Raw genomic sequence first — 16,586 nt, forward strand, 5'->3', positions numbered from 1 at the left:
GCTCGCGCGGCGGCGTCGGCCCCTGGCGTCTCCTCGCCCGGCGCGTTCACTTGCCGACGGCCTCGGTCCAGGTGTTCAGCCACTCCTCGCGGTGGGTGGTGATCTCCTTGGGCTCGACCTTCACCGGCGACTTCGACAGCGGCCCAAACTTCGTGAGGGCCTCGGGCAGGGCGGCGTCGGGCAGGACCGGGTACATGTACATCTGTCCGGGGATGTCCTCCTGGACGGCCTTGGAGAGCATCCACGTCACGAAGGCCTTGCCACCCTCGGGGTTGGCGGCGCCCTTGAGGACCCCGGCGTACTCGACCTGGCGGAAGGCGGTGTCCAGCAGGGCGGAGGTGGAGCTGGAGCTCTTGTCCTTGGAGACCGTGAAGGAGGGCGAGGAGGCGTAGGACACGACGATGGGGTAGGTGCCCTTGCCGCTGCCGGAGAAGTCGGTCTCGTAGGCGGCGCTCCAGTCCTCGGCGATTCGGGCGCCGTTGGCCATGAGCTGCTTCCAGTATCCGGCGAAGGAGCCGGCGCCGAAGTGGCCGATGGTGGCCAGCAGCCAGGCCATGCCGGGCGAGGAGTTCGTGGGGTTGATGGCCACGAGCAGGCCCTTGTACTCGGGCTTGGTGAGGTCCTCGAAGGTGGCGGGGGGCGTCAGGCCCTTGCCGGTGAAGTAGCCGGTGTCGATGTTGAGGCAGACGTCACCGACGTCGATGGGCGCCAGGGCCGGGGTGTCGGCGACGACGTAGCTCTCGGCGCCCTTGGGGAGGGTGACGGTGGCGGAGGTGTCGATGACGCCCTGGTCGAGGGCGCGGGTGGCGTAGGTGTTGTCGATGCCGAAGACAGCGTCGCCCAGGGGCGCATCCTTGGTCAGGACGAGCTTGTTGACCAGGGCGCCGGCGTCCCCGGAGGTGGCGATCTTGAGGGTGTAGCCGGTCTCGGAGGTGAAGGCCTTCTGGAGGTCCTCCGAGACGTGGAAGGAGTCGTGGGTGACGACGGTGACGGTCTTGGAGTCGGCCTGGGAGCCGGCCTTCTTGCCCTTGCCGCAGGCGGCCAGGCTCAGGCCGACGGCGCCGGCGGCGGTTCCGGCGAGCAGGGCCCGGCGGCTGAGGGCCGGGCGGGGCCGGCCCGAACGGGGGTTGGACTGGATGCTCATGTGTGCCTCCTGGAAGGTTCTCCGGAGGGCCCGGCGACCACCTGCGGCGCGCCGGGGAGATGGTCTCGACTTCCTTCGCCGGTACTAACCGGAGCAGGTTCGAGGGTCTGCGGGCTTCCGCACTCTCAGCGCCGTCGGCGTCGGCCCGTCGGCCAGTGGCGGCCGGGCCGACGACGGGGCGCTCCCCTGTCGTTGCAGGTCAACTGTAGTTCGAGGGCGCCCGCTGACACCAACTCCATCCGGCCCGCGCCGCGCGCCCGAGCTCTGCCGCGGCTCCCGCACGTTCACCTTCCCGCGCCATCGCCTTTCCGCGCGATCGTAGGGTAATCCGCGAGGTCGTACCTTTAACCCTCGACAGCGCGACCTACGGTACGACCGCGCGCCGAGCAGCCAGAGCCTTGGCTGCGACAACGAGCGGATCCGTGGGCTCCCGGCCCAGCAGGTACGGGAGGTCATCACCCGTCCTGGCCAAGAACCCGTGCCGGATGACACTGGCGATCGAGAGCATCAAGGACTGGCGGAAGGCCGGCATCCCAACCTCGGCAAGCAGCTGCCGGTACTCACCCAGGCTGATGTCCCTCACCTCGCAGCCCAGACAGCCTGCGACGTCAGCGGCGGACACCGCACGGCTTCCCACCAACTCGTAGACCTTCCTTTCGTGCCCGCCCGGGTCACTGAGGACGGAAGCCGCCGCGCCGGCCAAGTCGTGCCGCGCCACCGCAGCCACGGCCCCGTTCCCCAGCGGTGACACAATTCTCAACGCTTCCCCGTGCTTCTCCCACGAGAGCGGAGCACCGAGAATCTCGGCGTAAACGCCGTTGCGCAGAATGGTCCACGTCATGCCGCTGGCCATGATGATTCCTTCGGTGACTCGGTGCGGCAGCGCCATTGACAGGTGGTCACCCGCACCAGTGAGGCTCGTGTAGACGAGATGGGAGACGCCGTCGCGCTCCGCGACCTCAACGGCAGCACGGTTGAAGGCAATCTGCCGGTCGTCCTCCTGCGCCCCGGCAGGCACCAGCAGCAGGGTGTCGACGCCGCTGAAGTCCAGGCTGTCCGGGACGCTGAAGTCAACATGCCGTTGCCCCTCCGACGGGGTGCGGCTGCCGCCCATCGCCGGAACGCCACGAGTGCGCAGTTCCGCCAGGAGAGCTGAGGAGAACCGTCCGCTTGCACCGGTCACCAAGATCATGAGTAGCCTCCTTCAGACTCAACCGCACCCCAGAAACCAGTTCCCGCGGCCACCGAACCTTCTGCGCATGAGCCTGAGGCATCGTGCACGCGCCTACAAGGAGGCAGTTTCTTGTCACCGACGCACAGCAATGTGACCACCGGCGATCCCAATCCGGCGCCTCTGGAGCGGTGCGCCCAGGCACACCGCGAGGATCCCGGCATCCGCGCGATCCATGACCGACTGGGGGACAAGTGGTCCCTGCTGGTCATCGTGGAGCTGACGCACGGTCCACTGCGCTTCCGTCAGCTGCAGCGCGCCGTCGGCGGCATCTCGCAGCGCATGCTCACCCTGACGGTGCGGCACCTGGAGCGCGACGGGCTGGTGCGCCGCACGGTCTACCCCACGGTTCCCGCCCAGGTCGACTACCGGCTCACCGAGATGGGGGCAAGCCTGACGCATCTGCTGAAAGCCCTTGCCGACTGGTCGCTGGCGCACCGGAAGGACATCGCCCGGGCCCAGACCGACTACGACCGCGCCCACCCGGGCAGGCCCGTGCGTTAGATCGCGGCGTGACCCTCCCGCCCGGACGGTCCGGCCACCTCACCCCAGGGAGGAGTCGGGGCACACGCCGTCGTCCGTAGGGTGGAGGGCCGGCTCCCACGAATCGTCCCAACGACGCTCACACCCACCGGCAGCCGCCTCCTAACCTGCTCATATGAGCGCAAGGCGGCACCAGCCGGCCCCGGTTCTATGATGAGCGCCGCCCCATCAGCACCCACCGTCCCGCGCCATGCCGGGAAGGCCCCGCCTTCCCCGCACCCAGGACAAACCCACCCCCTGCACCACGAGAGGAAGCCGCCCCATGAGCACCCCCTGGTTCCTCCCCGCTCCGCTGGTCGACGTCACCGCCCTAGCGCTGTGGTGGGGACTCCTCAGGCTCTCGCGGCGCCGCGACAACCGCCGGCTTCGCAACGGACTCCTGTTCCTGCTCCTGGTCGGCGCTACGGTGAGAGCACTGCTCCACCTGGCCTCCCTCATCCCCGTCCTCACGATCCCAGTGGGTCTGGGCAGTGTCGCCTTCTTCCTGCTCATCGCCCTCATGCCGTTCCTGCTCATGTTCAACGGCGTCGTCCTCATCCGCCGCGAGGGCCGGCGCCTGAGCAACCTGCTGTGCCTGGCGGCCGGCCTGGGACTCATCGCCACGCCGATGGCCGCGGTCGCCCTCGTGGCCACCGCCAACCCCTGGGCCCTGCTGGTTGCCGCGCTCATGTTCTGCGCCTGCGCCTACCTGGGCGTCTTCCTTCTCATCTTCCTGGGCCAGACGGCGGTACAGCGGATCTGGGGCGGGCGTCGGGCCATGCCGCACCCCGACGTCGTCGTGGTCCATGGCGCCGGGCTCATCAACGGAAAGGTCGGGCCGCTGCTGGGCTCGCGGATCAAGGGAGGCATCGATGCCTGGCAAGACGAGGAGGCTCTGCGCCCCGGGGCGCCGCTGCTGGTCATGAGCGGCGGGCAGGGCGCCGACGAGCCGGTCAGCGAGGCGCGCGCCATGGCCGACTACGCGATCGCCCGCGGCATCCCACCTGAGCGAATCCTCCTGGAGGACCGCTCGACGACGACCCGCACGAACATCTCCTACACCCGCGACCTGCTGGCCGAGCGCGGCATGACGGACCCGCAGGTGCTGCTGGTGACGAGCTCCTTCCACGCGGTGCGCACCGCGATCCTGGCCTCCGACATGGGGGTGCCGTGGGCGGTCGCGCCGGCGCGCACGGCCTGGTTCTACATCGTCAACGCCTGGCTGCGTGAGTACGTCGCCGTGCTGACCTACCGGCGCCGCCCGGCTCTGGCCTGCGCCGCCGTCGCCGGAGTCTTCGCCGTCCTGTACGCGCTGCTGGTCCTCGGCGCGCAGACGGGGCATATCGGCTGAGGGAGGCAGCCTTTCCCGCCCAAGAATTCCAGAACAGTTGTTCTTGACTGACTGTTCCAGAATGACTATTCTGGATTCATGGGACGACGACGCACCTTCATCGAGAGTGAGGTCATCGGCTCCGCCACGGCGGTCTTCGCCGAGCGCGGTTTCGCGGGAGCCTCTGTGGACGATCTGGTTCGGGCCACCGGCGTCAATCGCGCCAGCCTCTACGGGGTCTTCGGCTCCAAGGACGGGCTCTTCCAGCGCTGCCTCACTGAGGCACTGGCTGCTCTGAGTCCTGCGGCCACCCCCGGCGATTCCACCGACGCCGCAGGGACGGGACGCGAGGAGCTCGACCTGATCCTTGTGGCACTCATGGAGATCGCCCCCGGGGACCCGGCCGTGCGCGAGGCCCTCGAGGTCGCCTTGAACCGGGCGGGCATCACCGCCGAGGCGCTCGGCCGGCGACTGCTGGTGCGGGCCGGCGCCACGACGTCGGGCTCGGCCGCGTCAGCCCCGACGGCATCGGCCTCACCGCCGACGTAATCCGCTCCAGTCCCGCACTCACTAGCCAGACCACCAGCTCACTTCCACCCAACCGACCTGCCCGCGAGAGGAGCAGACATCATGAGCCGCAACACCGTCACCATCACCGACACCACCTTGAGCGTTGAGCCGCACGGGCTGGACAAGATGTGGTCCTACACCTCCCGGCTGGAGATCCCGCTCGCGCACGTACGCGGCGCCACGCACGACCCCGGCCTGCGCCACGAGCCCAAGGGCTGGCGCGGGCCCGGACTGCAGGCCGGCAGCAAGCTCTCCGGGACCTTCCACGCCGAGGGCACCGCGCAGTTCTGGAACATCTCCGGTTACGAGAACACCCTGGTCGTCACCCTGGAGGACGAGCGCTTCACGCACCTCTACCTCACGGTCGACGACCCCGCGGGCTTGGCCGCACAGATCAACGCCGCCATCCGTCCAGCCCAGGAGTGAGCCCAGGCCTGAGCCGCTGCCTCACCCAGGCCGCGGCTCAGCACCACACACCACGACACCCATCACTCTCCCGCGCGTTCGTGGGGTGGGGCGCCGCTTCGAGCCCTGACCCCCGAACGCGCGGCGCACAGTACGAACGCCCGGGCTCGGCAGTTGGCGCCACGCGAGCCCGGACTGGCTGCGCCGTCGGCCCGGGAGGTACCACACGCCCCGACCACCCTCACACATGAAGGGGGAGGCCACCTCCAAGCGCGGGTCCGGCGGCTGGCGTCACGCGGGCGGGCACTGGCTGCGCCGTCGGCCCGGGAGGTACCACACACTCCAACACCCTCACATACGAAGGGGGAGGCCACCTCCAGCCAACTGGCTCAACCAGATTGCTTCAGCCCCACCTTCTTTGAGGACCTCCAGGTTCGCCAGCAGGCGACTCCGACCAACAGAACCAGCGGCCCAATGACTCCCGCCGCGGAGCCGGCGTTCGTCCACATCGCCACCAAGGGCAGCGGCACGAGGAGAAGCGCGGCACCGACAGCCGCGGCGAAGGACTTTGAGTGAAGCGCCATCAATGCGCAGGCAATGACGGCAACAGAAGCCAGTGACAAGACTCGTCCCGAACCCGACCAGTTGACAGCAACAAAGAGCACTGCGAAAACAATGACAATGACATACGTCAGTAGGGCACTCACACTACTGTTCTCTCGCAGCATTCATGCACCCCCATCAAGCAAGCGCGGCACCTACTCTTCAGCAGACGAGCCCACCAGCAGGCACCCCCTGGAAATCCTGACTGTTCAAGACGAATCGAGAGACTTCCAACACCTCATGAAAGAAGGTAACAGGGCGAACTGACGAGTACAAGGCACCTGCCACTCAGTTTTCTGGGAACCACTGAGGCTCTCCCTGAAACGTCTTAACAATCCAATGCATTGATGCCATCCGCCCTGCTCGTTCAAGCGCCTGGCGCCACGAGAATCCCCCCAGCCGGGCCCGGCAGTTGGCACCACGCGGGCGGGCACTGGCTGCGCCGTCGGCCCGGGTACGGCATGATCGGGACGGAACGGACCGACTCCGTCGGCCCCACCACCAAGCAGGCAGGTACCCACGACACCGCCCGGCCCGGGCGCAAGGAGGACTCATGAGCGCACAGGACCCCGCCGAGATCGACCAGACCACCGACTTCATGTGGAAGGCGACCGCGGCCGTGGCCACGCTGGCCTCCGGGTTCGTGGCCGAGAAGGTCGTGGCACTCGGCTGGCGAGCCATCTCCGGCAAACCGGCCCCGCGCGAGGAGGACCAGCTCCTCAACTACAAGCTGGCTGAGATCGTCACCTTCGCCATCATCTCCGGGGCCACCGTCACCCTGGTACGTGAGCTCGGACTGCGCCAGGCCGCCAAGTGGTACAGCGCCCGCCGCCCCGACTCCCCCTACGCGCAGCGCGCCATCAGCGCCTGAGGACTCCATCGGTGCCGGCCCCAGTGCGGGGTCGGCACGCTTTTTTGCGGTCCCGTGTCACGATTGGCGACTTTTCCCGCCCGACCACCGTTCACGAGGGACCTCCACACACTCGACACCACAGCATCTTTGCAGGTCAGAGCCGATCTCCGGGGAACCGGCCGAACTCGCGGCCACCGGCCGCGCCTTGAAAAGTCGCCAATCGTGACACTTTTTCCTCTGCCGCGCCTCACCTGCCTCTTCCAGCTCCCCGCCGACCCACAGGTAGGCTGAAGGGAAGCGCCAACGGTGTGCCGCGCAGGCGACCCTCCGGGGCGCCACCGGCCACCTCCCAGCGCTTCCGCCTTTGCCTTCGGAGACCTGAGGAAACCCGCCCCGATGAGTGCCGTGCAGATCGCCTGTGTCGTCATCGTCGTCATTGCCACGACGATCGGTATCGCAGTTTTCGCACGCGCCTGTTGCACTATTGGCGCCCGCATGGCCGTGGGCCGCGCGACCGCACCGGAGCGCCTGCGCCCGGTCGGCCGGCGCCTGGCGCTCACACTGAGCGCACTCGTGGGCCACACCGCCTTCAAGGGTCGCCCCTTCGTCAAGGCCGCCCACTGGCTGGTCATGGTCTCCTTCCCCCTGCTGTTCCTCACGCTCGTGGCCGGCTACGGGCAGGTGCTGGGCGGTCCCGACTTCGCGCTGCCTCTCATCGGGCACGCCGCCTGGTGGGCCTGGATCGTTGAGCTCATCGCCTGGCTGTCCACCTTCGGGATCGTGGGGCTGACAATCCTGCGCTGGCGCCTGACCCGGGCCGGCCGGGCCGCCCCGCCCTACGCCCCGGACTCCGACGGCGGTAAGCGCCCGCGCACATCCCGCTTCGCCGGCTCGACGTCGGCCCAGGCGAAGTTCGTCGAGGCCACCATCATCGGCGTGGTCGCCTGCGTGCTGGCGCTGCGGATGCTGGAGCACGCCCACCTGGCCGCCTCCTCCGACCCGGCGCAGCGGGCCCTGGCCTCCTGGACGCACTTCCCCCTGACGGCATGGACCGGCCCGCTGCTCGCCCCCGCGAGCGCCGGCGCCCTGGCCAACGCGATCCTCGTCGTCGCCACCATCAAGGTGGTGCTGTCGATGACCTGGTTCGTCGTCGTGGGCCTGCAGCCCTCGATGGGGGTGGCCTGGCACCGGTTCCTGGCGATCCTCAACGTCTACGCGCGCCGCGAGGTGGACGGCTCCAAGGCGCTGGGCCCGCTTCAGCCGCTCATGGTCGGCGACGAGCCCCTGACCGAGGCCACCATGGACACGCTGGAGGAGGCCATGGAGGCCGCCGACTCCGGCGAGGGCCCCGAGGTGCGCCTGGGCGTGGGCCGCATCGAGGACTTCACCTGGAAGGGCCTGCTGGACTTCTCCACCTGCACCGAGTGCGGCCGCTGCCAGGACCTGTGCCCGGCGTGGAACACCGGCAAGCCCCTGTCCCCCAAGCTGTTCGTCATGGCGCTGCGCGACCACCACGCTGCGGCCGCCCCCTACCTGCGGGCCGCGAGCGCCCTGGGGGTCGAGCCCGACGACGTCACCGAGGAGATGGTGGCCTCCCGCCCCACCTCCGGCGGGCTGGTCGGCAAGGCGCTGGGCATGCACGACGGGCTGGCGCGCGAGACGAACCTGGGCCTGGTGCCGGGTACCGCCCACACCGGCGACGTGCTCGGCGCGCTGCTGGCGGCCAAGGCGGCCCCCACCGAGACGGGTGTGGCCACGCGGCCGGCGCCCCTGGCCGGGGAGGTCATCCCCGCCGACGTCCTGTGGGCCTGCACCACCTGCGGGGCCTGCGTGGACCAGTGCCCGGTGGACATCGAGCACGTCGACCACGTCGTCGATGTGCGCCGCCAGCAGGTGCTCATGGAGTCGGCCTTCCCCAAGGAGCTCGGCGGCATGTTCCGCAAAATGGAGTCCAAGGGGAACCCGTGGGGGCTGCCGGCACGCAAGCGCCTGGACTGGGCCAAGAACCTGGACTTCGAGGTGCCGGTCATCGGCGACGACGTCGAGAGCGCCGCGGACGTCGACTACCTGTTCTGGGTGGGTTGCGCCGGCGCCTACGAGGACCGGGCCAAGAAGACGACGCGGGCGGTGGCCGAGCTGCTGCACACCGCGGGGGTGAGCTTCGCGGTCCTGGGCGACGCCGAGACCTGCACCGGCGACCCGGCCCGCCGCGCCGGCAACGAGATCCTCTACCAGATGCTCGCCGCTCAGAACGTGGAGACCCTGGGCGAGGTCGGGGCGCAGCGGATCGTGGTGACCTGCGCGCACTGCTTCAACACGATCTCGCGGGAGTACCCGCAGATCGGGGGCCGCTACGAGGTCGTCCACTACACCCAGCTGCTCAACCGGCTCGTGCGCGAGGGCCGGCTGCGTCCGGCGCCGCCGCAGGCCGCGGGTGGTTCGACGGCGCCCGACGCCCCGTCCGCCTCCGACGCCCCGGCCACGCCGGCACCCGCCGCCGGGCAGGACGGGGGCTCACTGACCGAGGACGCCCCGACGTCGAGCACCGAGGCCGCCGAGCCGCAGGCCGAGGCCCCGGCGGCGCCATCGGGCGGGGAGACCGCCAGCAAGGCAACGGGCGAGTCGGTCATCCCGACGGTCACCTACCACGACGCCTGCTACCTGGGCCGCCATAACCAGGTCTACTCCCCGCCGCGCGAGCTGCTGGAGGCGACCGGCGCGACCACGGTGGAGATGCCGCGCAGCCGCGAGCGGGGCTTCTGCTGCGGCGGCGGCGGGGCGCGCGCCTTCATGGAGGAGACCATCGGGACGCGCATCGCCGTCGAGCGCTCGCGCGAGGCCATCGGCACCGGCGCGCAGGTCATCGCCACGGCCTGCCCGTTCTGCACCACGATGCTCTCCGACGGTGTCGCCTCCGAGGGCGCCGACGTGCGGGTCACGGACGTGGCCACCCTCATGCTGGAGGCCGTGCGCCGCGGCGGGGAGTAGGCGGACGTCGGCCTCACCCCGTCGGCTCGGCTGGGGGCACTCCACGCGGCCGGGGACACTCCCCTCCTCCCACCGGGGACATCACACGCGGTGGGGGACATTCCCCTCCGGCCGGGGACATCCTGCGCGTGCGGGGACCGGATTCCTGTCCCCAAACGCGCGAACCGCACCCGGCCGCACAGAAGTGTCCCCGACGGCGTCGATTGTCCCCGGCCGGGGCAGTACGTGTACGCGATGACGGAACGCCGGAGAGCTACACACCGCCCGACAGGCAGGACAATTCCCACCATCGGGCTGACATGGCCCCTCCACCCGGGGGAGACTACGAGGTGCGCGGCCCCGCTGCCGACCCCCGCACACGGGGCCGCCCGCGACACGACCGGCAGGACCGGCGGCGTCCCACCACGGCGCCTCCACTCGGGAGGACACACCCCATGACCTTCACCTACACGCTCACCTGCACACTCGACACCACCACAGCCCTCCCACCCGTGGCCGGCAGTGAGGAGCAGCGCGCCTACTGGGTCACCCCCACCATCCTGGCGTGGCCGCTGTCGCTGCTGCCCCGGGGGATGGACCGCGAGGTCGTCGTCACCGACGCCGGCGCCCCCCTCCCCGGCTCCGGCCTCGCCCTGCGTCTCATCACGGCGCCCGACGGCGGCGCCGCAGCCATCCACGGCCGGATCCTGGGCGCGGACGGCATGCCCGCCCCGACGGTCACGCCCCTGCGCATCGTCGGGAACCTTCCCGGCGAGGTCCTCGCCGCGCACCCCCACCTGGAGGGCTACATCGCCCTGAGTGCGACCGACGCCGCCGGCACTCCCCTGCTCGACGACGCCGCCGTCGCCTCCGCCCTGACCGGCCAGGTCGCCATCGCCCAGTACGTCGGGCTCCCGGACCCCACCGAGGACGCCGACGTCAGTGGCGCCCGCCTCGACGCCTTCACCGGGGTGCAGACCGCCATCCTCCTGGACCATCTCTACGCCGAGGCCGCCACCCGCGCCGAGCTGGGCGTCACCTTCACCGACGGTCTCCCCTCCTTCGCCCTGTGGGCACCCACCGCGCAGGCCGTCACCCTCCTGACCTGGGAGACCGGCGACCCGCTGGGATCGGTGCCGGAGGTCCCCGGCCCGCCGCGACGCACCCCGGCCGTCCGCAAAGGCGACGGCCGCTGGGTCGTGGCCAACCGCCCCGATTCCCCGGCCGACGCCGCCTCGAGCACCCCCGGCGGCGAGCCCGGCCCGAGCCGGCCCGCCGCCCCCATCACTGCCGGCTGCCAGTACCTGTGGGAAGTGCGGGTCTACGTACCCAGCACTCGGCGCGTGGAGACCAACGTCGTCACCGACCCCTACTCGACGACGCTGACAACGGACTCGACCCGCTCGGTCGCCGTCGACCTGGCCGACCCCCGCCTGGCCCCCGAGCAATGGGCCACCACCCGGGCTCCGGCGGTCCGCAACGACTCGGCCCGCAGCATCTACGAGCTCCACCTGCGGGACTTCTCCGCTGCCGACGGCACCGTCCCGCCCGAGCTGCGCGGCACCTACCGGGCCTTCACGGTGGCGGGCTCAGCGGGCGTGCGCCACCTGGCCGAGCTGGCCCGGGCCGGCATGAACACGATCCACCTGCTGCCCACCTTCGACATCGCCACCATCCCCGAGCACCGCGGCTCCCAGCGCCACCCCGACATCCCCGACGGCGCGCACCCGGCCTCGGCCGACCAGCAGGCGGCCATCGCGGAGGTGGCCGACCACGACGCCTACAACTGGGGCTACGACCCGCTCCACTGGGGCGCCCCCGAGGGCTCCTACGCGACCGAGGGCCACCAGGACGGCGGGGCGCGCGTCGTCGAGTTCCGCGAGATGGTGGGGGCCCTGCACGACCTGGGCCTCCAGGTGGTCCTCGACCAGGTCTACAACCACACGGCCGCCTGCGGGCAGGACCCGCGCAGCGTCCTGGACCGGGTGGTGCCGGGCTACTACCACCGTCTCGACGCCGTCGGGCGGGTGACGAGCTCGACCTGCTGCGCCAACACGGCCACGGAGAACGCCCTGTGCGCGCGCCTCATGGTCGACTCGGTGGTGCGCTGGGCGCGCTGGTACCGGGTCGACGGCTTCCGATTCGACCTCATGGGCCACCACCCGCGCGCCGTCATGGAGCGCGTGCGGGCGGCCCTGGACGAGCTGACGCTGGAGACCGACGGCGTCGACGGCCGCTCCATCTACCTGTACGGGGAGGGCTGGAACTTCGGCGAGGTCGCAGGCAACGCCCTGTTCGTGCAGGCCACCCAGGGTCAGCTCGACGGCACCGGGATCGGTGCCTTCAACGACCGCCTGCGCGACGCCGTCCACGGCGGGGGCGCCTTCGACCCCGACCACCGCGTCTTCCAGGGCTTCGGCACCGGCCTGCTCACGCAGCCCAGCGGCCTGGACCATCGAGGCTGGCACGAGCAGTCGGCGGACCTGGCCCACCGCACCGACCTGGTGCGCTTAGGGCTGGCGGGCAACCTCAAGGACTATGTCATGACGATCTCGGACGGGTCGGTGCGCCGCGGCATCGACCTCATCCACAACGGGGCGCCGGCGGCCTTCGCCTCCCACCCCCAGGAGAACGTCAACTACGTCGACGCCCACGACAACGAGACGCTCTACGACCTGCTGGCCTACAAGCTGCCCCAGGGCATGCCGGTGGCCGAGCGGGTGCGCATGAACACCGTGTGCCTGGCCACGGTGGCGCTGGCGCAGTCACCGGCCTTCTGGAGCGCGGGCACTGAGCTGCTGCGCAGCAAGTCGCTGGACCGGGACTCCTACAACTCGGGGGACTGGTTCAACGCCATTGACTTCACGGGGCAGTCCAACGGTTTCGGGCGGGGCCTGCCGCCGGCCAGCCGCAACGAGGGCTCCTGGGCGATCCAGGGACCACTGCTGCAGGACGACTGGCTGCGGCCCTCACCCGAGGAGATCGCGGCGGCCCGCTCCCAGGCCCTGGATCTGCTGAGGCTGCGCGCCTCGACGCCGCTGTTCAGCCTGGGCTCGGCCCGCCTCATCCAGGACAAGCTGAGCTTCCCGGGGGCGGGCTTCGGGGCGCCGGCGGGAGTGATCGTCATGCTCATCGACGACACCCGGGGCGCAAGCGACGTGGACCCCGAGCTCGACGCCGTCCTGGTGGTCTTCAACGCCTCGGGGCAGACGCTCACTCAGTCGCTGCCCGAGCTGGCGGGCCGGGACTTCCACCTCTCCCCCATTCAGGCCGAGGGGGCCGATGAGGTGGTGCGCCGCACCGGTTTCGACCGTGCCAGCGGGACGATCTCGGTGCCGGCGCGCACCGTGGCCGTCCTGGTAGAACCCCAGAGCCGCTGAGGCGGCGCGCGAGTTCCCGGACGGCTCCTCGATGAGGAAAACTGTCACGTTTGGCGACTTTTCCCCGGCCTTAGGTACCCCGCGGCAACCAGCAAACCGTCCTAACCTGGGCATATGCTCACGAACCGCGGAGGACCGAGGAGGCGATCAGCTCTAAAAGTCGCCCGCAGTGACACGAAGCGGCCCCGGACGGCTGATTCACAGGGCATGCGCGGGCTCAGTCCCCGCCTAAGACGTCAGCGGGGTCGACGACACCGCCGCGCAGGGCCAGCAGCACCAGCTGAACCCGGTCTCGGCAGCCGGTTGTGGACAGCAGGTGGCTCACGTGAGTTGTGACCGTGGGCATGGACAGCCACTTCCGGTCGCAGATCTCCTGGTTGGTGAGCCCCAGGGCGATGAGCGCCAGGATTTCGCGCTCGCGTTGGGTCAGGCCCGCGACCTGCTGGGAGGCCTCGGCGGCCCGGAGTGCCTCGACTGAGTCCTCTGAGGCGTGGCGCCCGGCCCCCTCCCTGGCCCGTACACCACTGACGTGGCCGGTACGCGCGGCGGTGAGCAGCCGGCGTGTGGGCCCCGGGGAGATGACGGAGCTGCCGTCGTGGACGGCACGGATCGCGGCGGCGAGCTCCTGGGGTGGGGTGCTTGTGAGCAGGAGGCCGGAGGCACCGGCCTCGATGGCGTCCATGACGGGGCCGTCGGTGTCGGAGGCGGTCAGGATGACGACTCTGCCGGTCGCACCGCGGGCCATGAGCTCGCGGGTGGTGGCCGGGCCGCTCAGGCCCGGCATCTGCACGTCGAGGAGGAGGACATCGGCCGGGTCGGCGGCGTTGCGCGCGAGCGCTTCCTTGCCGTCGGCGGCCCGCCAGATGATCTCCATGTCCGGCTGCGCCCCCAGCAGCGTGGCCAGGCCCATGATGTGCAGTGGCTCGTCGTCAGCCAGACCCAGACGGATCACAGGCGCCTCCCCTTCTTGACGGCAACTCACCGGAAGTATCCGCCCTTCCGGTTCGGCCGGTGCGGTTTTGTCCTGATGAAGTGCCGACGGCGCCCTGCGAGGTTCGCCATATCAGAGTGATTGGCTCTCACTGTGACCAGGCGGGGAGCCTTACTGCCACCCACCACCCCGGCGGAGCCGGCCAATCCGACCGACCCCGCCGGCGCCCGGCCCTCACGCGCCCTTGGCGAAGTGGTTGAGCAAGGAGTCGATGTCCTGCTGGATGCGGCCCCAGCGCACGACGTGGGCGCCGGTGTCCTCGTAGCGCTCGTAGCCGATGCCAGCGCCGTCGAGCACCTTCTCGAAGTTCTGCTGGCTGGGCAGCACGATGCTCTCGTAGCGATCGCTCTCGGTGCCGCAGACGAGGAAGACGCGCTTGCCGCGGTAGCTCTCCACGTGCTCGACCGGATTGTCGGCACTCACCCGCGCCTGGTCCCACGGGATCCCGTAGATGGTGCCGCCCTTGAGGTCAGTGGCGCTGGCGGTGAAGTTCGCCCAGTGGACCACCGCCCCGTCCTGGATGCGCAGGTCGGCCGGCCCCGAGTGGCTGGAGACCGACGCGAAGAGCTCGGGGTACTTCGCGGCGTACTTCAATGCCCCGAAACCGCCCATCGAGAAGCCGGAGATCGCGCGACGGGAGGCCTGCCCGGTGGTGGCGAAGGTGGCATCGACCCAGGGGAGGAGCTCCTTGATGTGGAAGGTCTCCCAGTTGCGCGGCCCCACGTTGGAGGACTCGGGGTCGCAGTACCAGCCGGCCGCCCCGCCGTCGGGCATGACGACGATGAGGTCGCGCCCCGCGGTGTGGTTGCGGATGTCGTACTTCGTGTCGAAGGTCGAGTAGTTCTCGCCGCCGCCGTGCAGCAGGAAGAGCACCGGGTAGCGGCGCGAGGTGTCGTAGCCGTCGGGCAGCAGCACGTTGACGCGTGGCAGCCAGCCGATCGAGGACGTGGTCAGCTTGTAGTACTGCATGCGGCCGTGATCCTCGTGCTCGGCCACCGTGAGGGCGGCCTGGGCCGGGGCCGCTCCGGCGACGACGGCGCCGCCCCCGATGACGGAGGCGGCGGCGAGACCACCCACCCCCTTGAGCAGGGTCCGGCGGCTGAGCCGGTGGACGCAGGCACGGTTGGGCTGAAGGTGGGATGGCGAGTCAGCGGGCGGGGTCTGTGCACTGAAAGGCATGGTGTGTCCTTGGATGTCGACGGTGACGGGCATGGCGGGGCGGACCTGCCACCCCGAGGACCGGCCGGCCGACGGGCACCGGCCGACCCTTGCGACAGGGCCTCACGGCGGCGCCTCCATCGGCATCCACCTATGAGACTTGCTTCACACCATACGCTAACCGATCGGTTAATACCACCCCTTGTCGTGTCCGGCCCGGAGGAGCTCAGGCGTCGAGCAGGGCGCGCAGGTTGTGCACGTACCGCTCGAAGGCCACGCGCCCCTCAGGGGTCAGCGCCAGGTAGGTGGCAGGACTGCGCCCGGCGTAGGTCTTGTTCTGCTGCACGTATCCCGCCCCCTCCAGCTTGGACAGATGGGTGGACAGGTTGCCCGCCGTCATGTCCAGCAGCTCGCGCAGCCGCGGGAAGTGCAGCTCGTCGCCAACGGGCACGGCGGCCAGGGTCGCCATGATCCGCAGGCGGGCCTGGGCGTGAATGACGGGGTCGATGTCGACGGCGGAGGCCGTCGCGACAGCCGGAGCTTCAGCACCGCCCGGCTCCGCCGACTCCCCCGCCCTGCCGGCATCCTCCGGTTCCCCAGGCCGCTGAGCCCGCGCTTCTCCGGTCACCTCACGCACCTCGCTTCGATTCTGCGGCAGCAGCGACGACGGCGGCCACCAACATGCCGCCCCCACCGGCCACGGACATGATCCACCAGGCCCAGGGCATCCCGACAATCGTGACCACGAGGGTCACCAGGAGGATCCATCCGCCCAGGACGCCCATGACCGCCTCATTCCACAGTGCGGCACTCATGAGGAAGATGACGCCGACGACGAGGCAGGGCACGGCGTTGGACACCACGCTCATCACCTCATTGGCCTCACTTGTGTTGAGGGTACCCAGGAAGGCGTTGACCCGGCTGAGGATAATGGCCCCCAGCGGCATCCCGAGGAACCAGGCGAGACTGTAGTAGGTGCCCTCTCGGCTGCTCCGGCCACGGATGCCGCGCACCTTGGGGACGATATAGGCGAAGGTGAACAGCAGGGCCGCCGCGAGGCAGCCGCAGAAGAACAGGTAGGGCACCAGCGGCAGGCTGTAGTCCGCCCTGCGGGAGAGGGCCAGGGCGGCATAGCCGATCAGCCAGGCCAGCCCCCAGGCGACCAGGACCGGAGTCGCCTTGACCCTGTGCCGCTTGAGATAGGCGCTCCGCTGGGCCTCGACGACGGCGAGGGCCTCATCGGGCCCCGCCGGAATCCGCTGATCCTCAGTGGCAGCACTCATGGTGAACCTCCTCGTCAACAGGGGTTTGCGTTTCAAACCAACTCCAGGATAGCGCCCATCGGTTTGTGTCGCAAACTACTTTGAACAAGCCAACGCCGCCGCGCGGCTCCTTCCGGCGTAGGAGGGTCCGCCCAGGCTCTCCCCCTAGA

14 protein-coding genes and 1 riboswitch are annotated in these 16,586 nt (G+C 70.1%); of the genes, 7 read left to right on the plus strand and 7 right to left on the minus strand.

What is annotated here, in order from left to right; genetic code table 11:
- Nucleotides 1–46: 46 nt before the first annotated feature.
- Both HMPREF9058_RS07760 and HMPREF9058_RS07765 read right to left on the minus strand, forming a co-directional pair.
- Nucleotides 47–1,144 (minus strand): thiamine ABC transporter substrate binding subunit, encoded by a 1,098-nt coding sequence (locus tag HMPREF9058_RS07760; protein WP_009406898.1) that lies wholly within the window; start codon nucleotides 1,142–1,144, stop codon nucleotides 47–49.
- Between the two features lie 53 nt (nucleotides 1,145–1,197).
- Nucleotides 1,198–1,342: riboswitch (TPP riboswitch) on the minus strand.
- Between the two features lie 166 nt (nucleotides 1,343–1,508).
- Entirely contained in the window at nucleotides 1,509–2,336 is an 828-nt protein-coding gene (locus HMPREF9058_RS07765; RefSeq protein ID WP_009406766.1) for an NAD(P)H-binding protein, read from the minus strand.
- Between the two features lie 111 nt (nucleotides 2,337–2,447).
- On the opposite strand from HMPREF9058_RS07765, the gene HMPREF9058_RS07770 reads away from it, so the two are divergent.
- The 4 genes from HMPREF9058_RS07770 to HMPREF9058_RS07785 all read left to right on the plus strand — a co-directional run bounded on the left by HMPREF9058_RS07770 (nucleotide 2,448) and on the right by HMPREF9058_RS07785 (nucleotide 5,223).
- Nucleotides 2,448–2,879, plus strand: a complete 432-nt coding sequence (locus tag HMPREF9058_RS07770; protein WP_009406743.1) for a helix-turn-helix domain-containing protein — start codon at nucleotides 2,448–2,450, stop codon at nucleotides 2,877–2,879.
- Between the two features lie 301 nt (nucleotides 2,880–3,180).
- Entirely contained in the window at nucleotides 3,181–4,248 is a 1,068-nt protein-coding gene (locus HMPREF9058_RS07775) for a YdcF family protein (protein WP_009406721.1), read from the plus strand.
- Nucleotides 4,249–4,326: 78 nt separating this feature from the next.
- Complete coding sequence (locus HMPREF9058_RS07780; RefSeq protein WP_009406837.1) at nucleotides 4,327–4,776, plus strand: TetR/AcrR family transcriptional regulator; 450 nt, start codon at nucleotides 4,327–4,329, stop codon at nucleotides 4,774–4,776.
- 81 nt (nucleotides 4,777–4,857) lie between these two features.
- Nucleotides 4,858–5,223, plus strand: a complete 366-nt coding sequence (locus HMPREF9058_RS07785) for a hypothetical protein (RefSeq protein ID WP_009406736.1) — start codon at nucleotides 4,858–4,860, stop codon at nucleotides 5,221–5,223.
- A gap of 368 nt (nucleotides 5,224–5,591) precedes the next feature.
- Here the strand turns inward: HMPREF9058_RS07785 and HMPREF9058_RS13100 are convergent, their stop codons facing one another.
- On the minus strand, nucleotides 5,592–5,909 hold the full coding sequence (locus HMPREF9058_RS13100; RefSeq protein ID WP_139019000.1) for a hypothetical protein: 318 nt from the start codon (nucleotides 5,907–5,909) through the stop codon (nucleotides 5,592–5,594).
- A gap of 449 nt (nucleotides 5,910–6,358) precedes the next feature.
- Between HMPREF9058_RS13100 and HMPREF9058_RS07790 the strand changes: the two genes are divergently transcribed.
- From HMPREF9058_RS07790 to pulA, 3 genes are all read left to right on the plus strand, one after another.
- A complete protein-coding gene (locus HMPREF9058_RS07790) occupies nucleotides 6,359–6,676 on the plus strand; it encodes a DUF4235 domain-containing protein (RefSeq protein ID WP_003788704.1) in 318 nt (105 codons plus the stop codon).
- A gap of 378 nt (nucleotides 6,677–7,054) precedes the next feature.
- Entirely contained in the window at nucleotides 7,055–9,646 is a 2,592-nt protein-coding gene (locus HMPREF9058_RS07795; protein WP_009406903.1) for a (Fe-S)-binding protein, read from the plus strand.
- 434 nt (nucleotides 9,647–10,080) lie between these two features.
- Entirely contained in the window at nucleotides 10,081–13,005 is a 2,925-nt protein-coding gene (gene pulA / locus HMPREF9058_RS07800; RefSeq protein WP_009406920.1) for a pullulanase-type alpha-1,6-glucosidase, read from the plus strand.
- Nucleotides 13,006–13,222: 217 nt separating this feature from the next.
- Here pulA and HMPREF9058_RS07805 read toward each other — a convergent pair whose 3' ends face one another.
- The 4 genes from HMPREF9058_RS07805 to HMPREF9058_RS07820 form a co-directional block, all read right to left on the minus strand.
- Nucleotides 13,223–13,957 carry a response regulator transcription factor gene (locus HMPREF9058_RS07805; RefSeq protein WP_009406783.1) on the minus strand — a complete coding sequence of 245 codons (735 nt, stop codon included), beginning with the start codon at nucleotides 13,955–13,957 and terminating at the stop codon, nucleotides 13,223–13,225.
- A gap of 213 nt (nucleotides 13,958–14,170) precedes the next feature.
- Nucleotides 14,171–15,175: an alpha/beta hydrolase family protein gene (locus HMPREF9058_RS07810; RefSeq protein WP_009406866.1), complete on the minus strand. Its 1,005-nt coding sequence runs from the start codon at nucleotides 15,173–15,175 to the stop codon at nucleotides 14,171–14,173.
- Nucleotides 15,176–15,380: 205 nt separating this feature from the next.
- A complete protein-coding gene (locus HMPREF9058_RS07815; protein ID WP_009406834.1) occupies nucleotides 15,381–15,782 on the minus strand; it encodes a transcriptional regulator in 402 nt (133 codons plus the stop codon).
- A gap of 1 nt (nucleotide 15,783) precedes the next feature.
- A complete protein-coding gene (locus HMPREF9058_RS07820) occupies nucleotides 15,784–16,437 on the minus strand; it encodes a hypothetical protein (RefSeq protein ID WP_009406717.1) in 654 nt (217 codons plus the stop codon).
- Nucleotides 16,438–16,586: the final 149 nt, after the last annotated feature.

The organism is Actinomyces sp. oral taxon 175 str. F0384, from assembly GCF_000223355.1.
In the GTDB taxonomy this organism is placed as follows: Bacteria; Actinomycetota; Actinomycetes; order Actinomycetales; family Actinomycetaceae; genus Actinomyces; species Actinomyces oris.

Coding starts and splice junctions, on each gene's coding strand:
- HMPREF9058_RS07785 (WP_009406736.1), top strand. CDS start 4,858: ATGAGCCGCAACACCGTCACCATCACCGACACCACCTTGAGCGTTGAG.
- HMPREF9058_RS07820 (WP_009406717.1), bottom strand. CDS start 16,437: ATGAGTGCTGCCACTGAGGATCAGCGGATTCCGGCGGGGCCCGATGAG.
- HMPREF9058_RS07780 (WP_009406837.1), top strand. CDS start 4,327: ATGGGACGACGACGCACCTTCATCGAGAGTGAGGTCATCGGCTCCGCC.
- HMPREF9058_RS07765 (WP_009406766.1), bottom strand. CDS start 2,336: ATGATCTTGGTGACCGGTGCAAGCGGACGGTTCTCCTCAGCTCTCCTG.
- HMPREF9058_RS07775 (WP_009406721.1), top strand. CDS start 3,181: ATGAGCACCCCCTGGTTCCTCCCCGCTCCGCTGGTCGACGTCACCGCC.
- HMPREF9058_RS07795 (WP_009406903.1), top strand. CDS start 7,055: ATGAGTGCCGTGCAGATCGCCTGTGTCGTCATCGTCGTCATTGCCACG.
- pulA (WP_009406920.1), top strand. CDS start 10,081: ATGACCTTCACCTACACGCTCACCTGCACACTCGACACCACCACAGCC.
- HMPREF9058_RS07810 (WP_009406866.1), bottom strand. CDS start 15,175: ATGCCTTTCAGTGCACAGACCCCGCCCGCTGACTCGCCATCCCACCTT.
- HMPREF9058_RS07760 (WP_009406898.1), bottom strand. CDS start 1,144: ATGAGCATCCAGTCCAACCCCCGTTCGGGCCGGCCCCGCCCGGCCCTC.
- HMPREF9058_RS07790 (WP_003788704.1), top strand. CDS start 6,359: ATGAGCGCACAGGACCCCGCCGAGATCGACCAGACCACCGACTTCATG.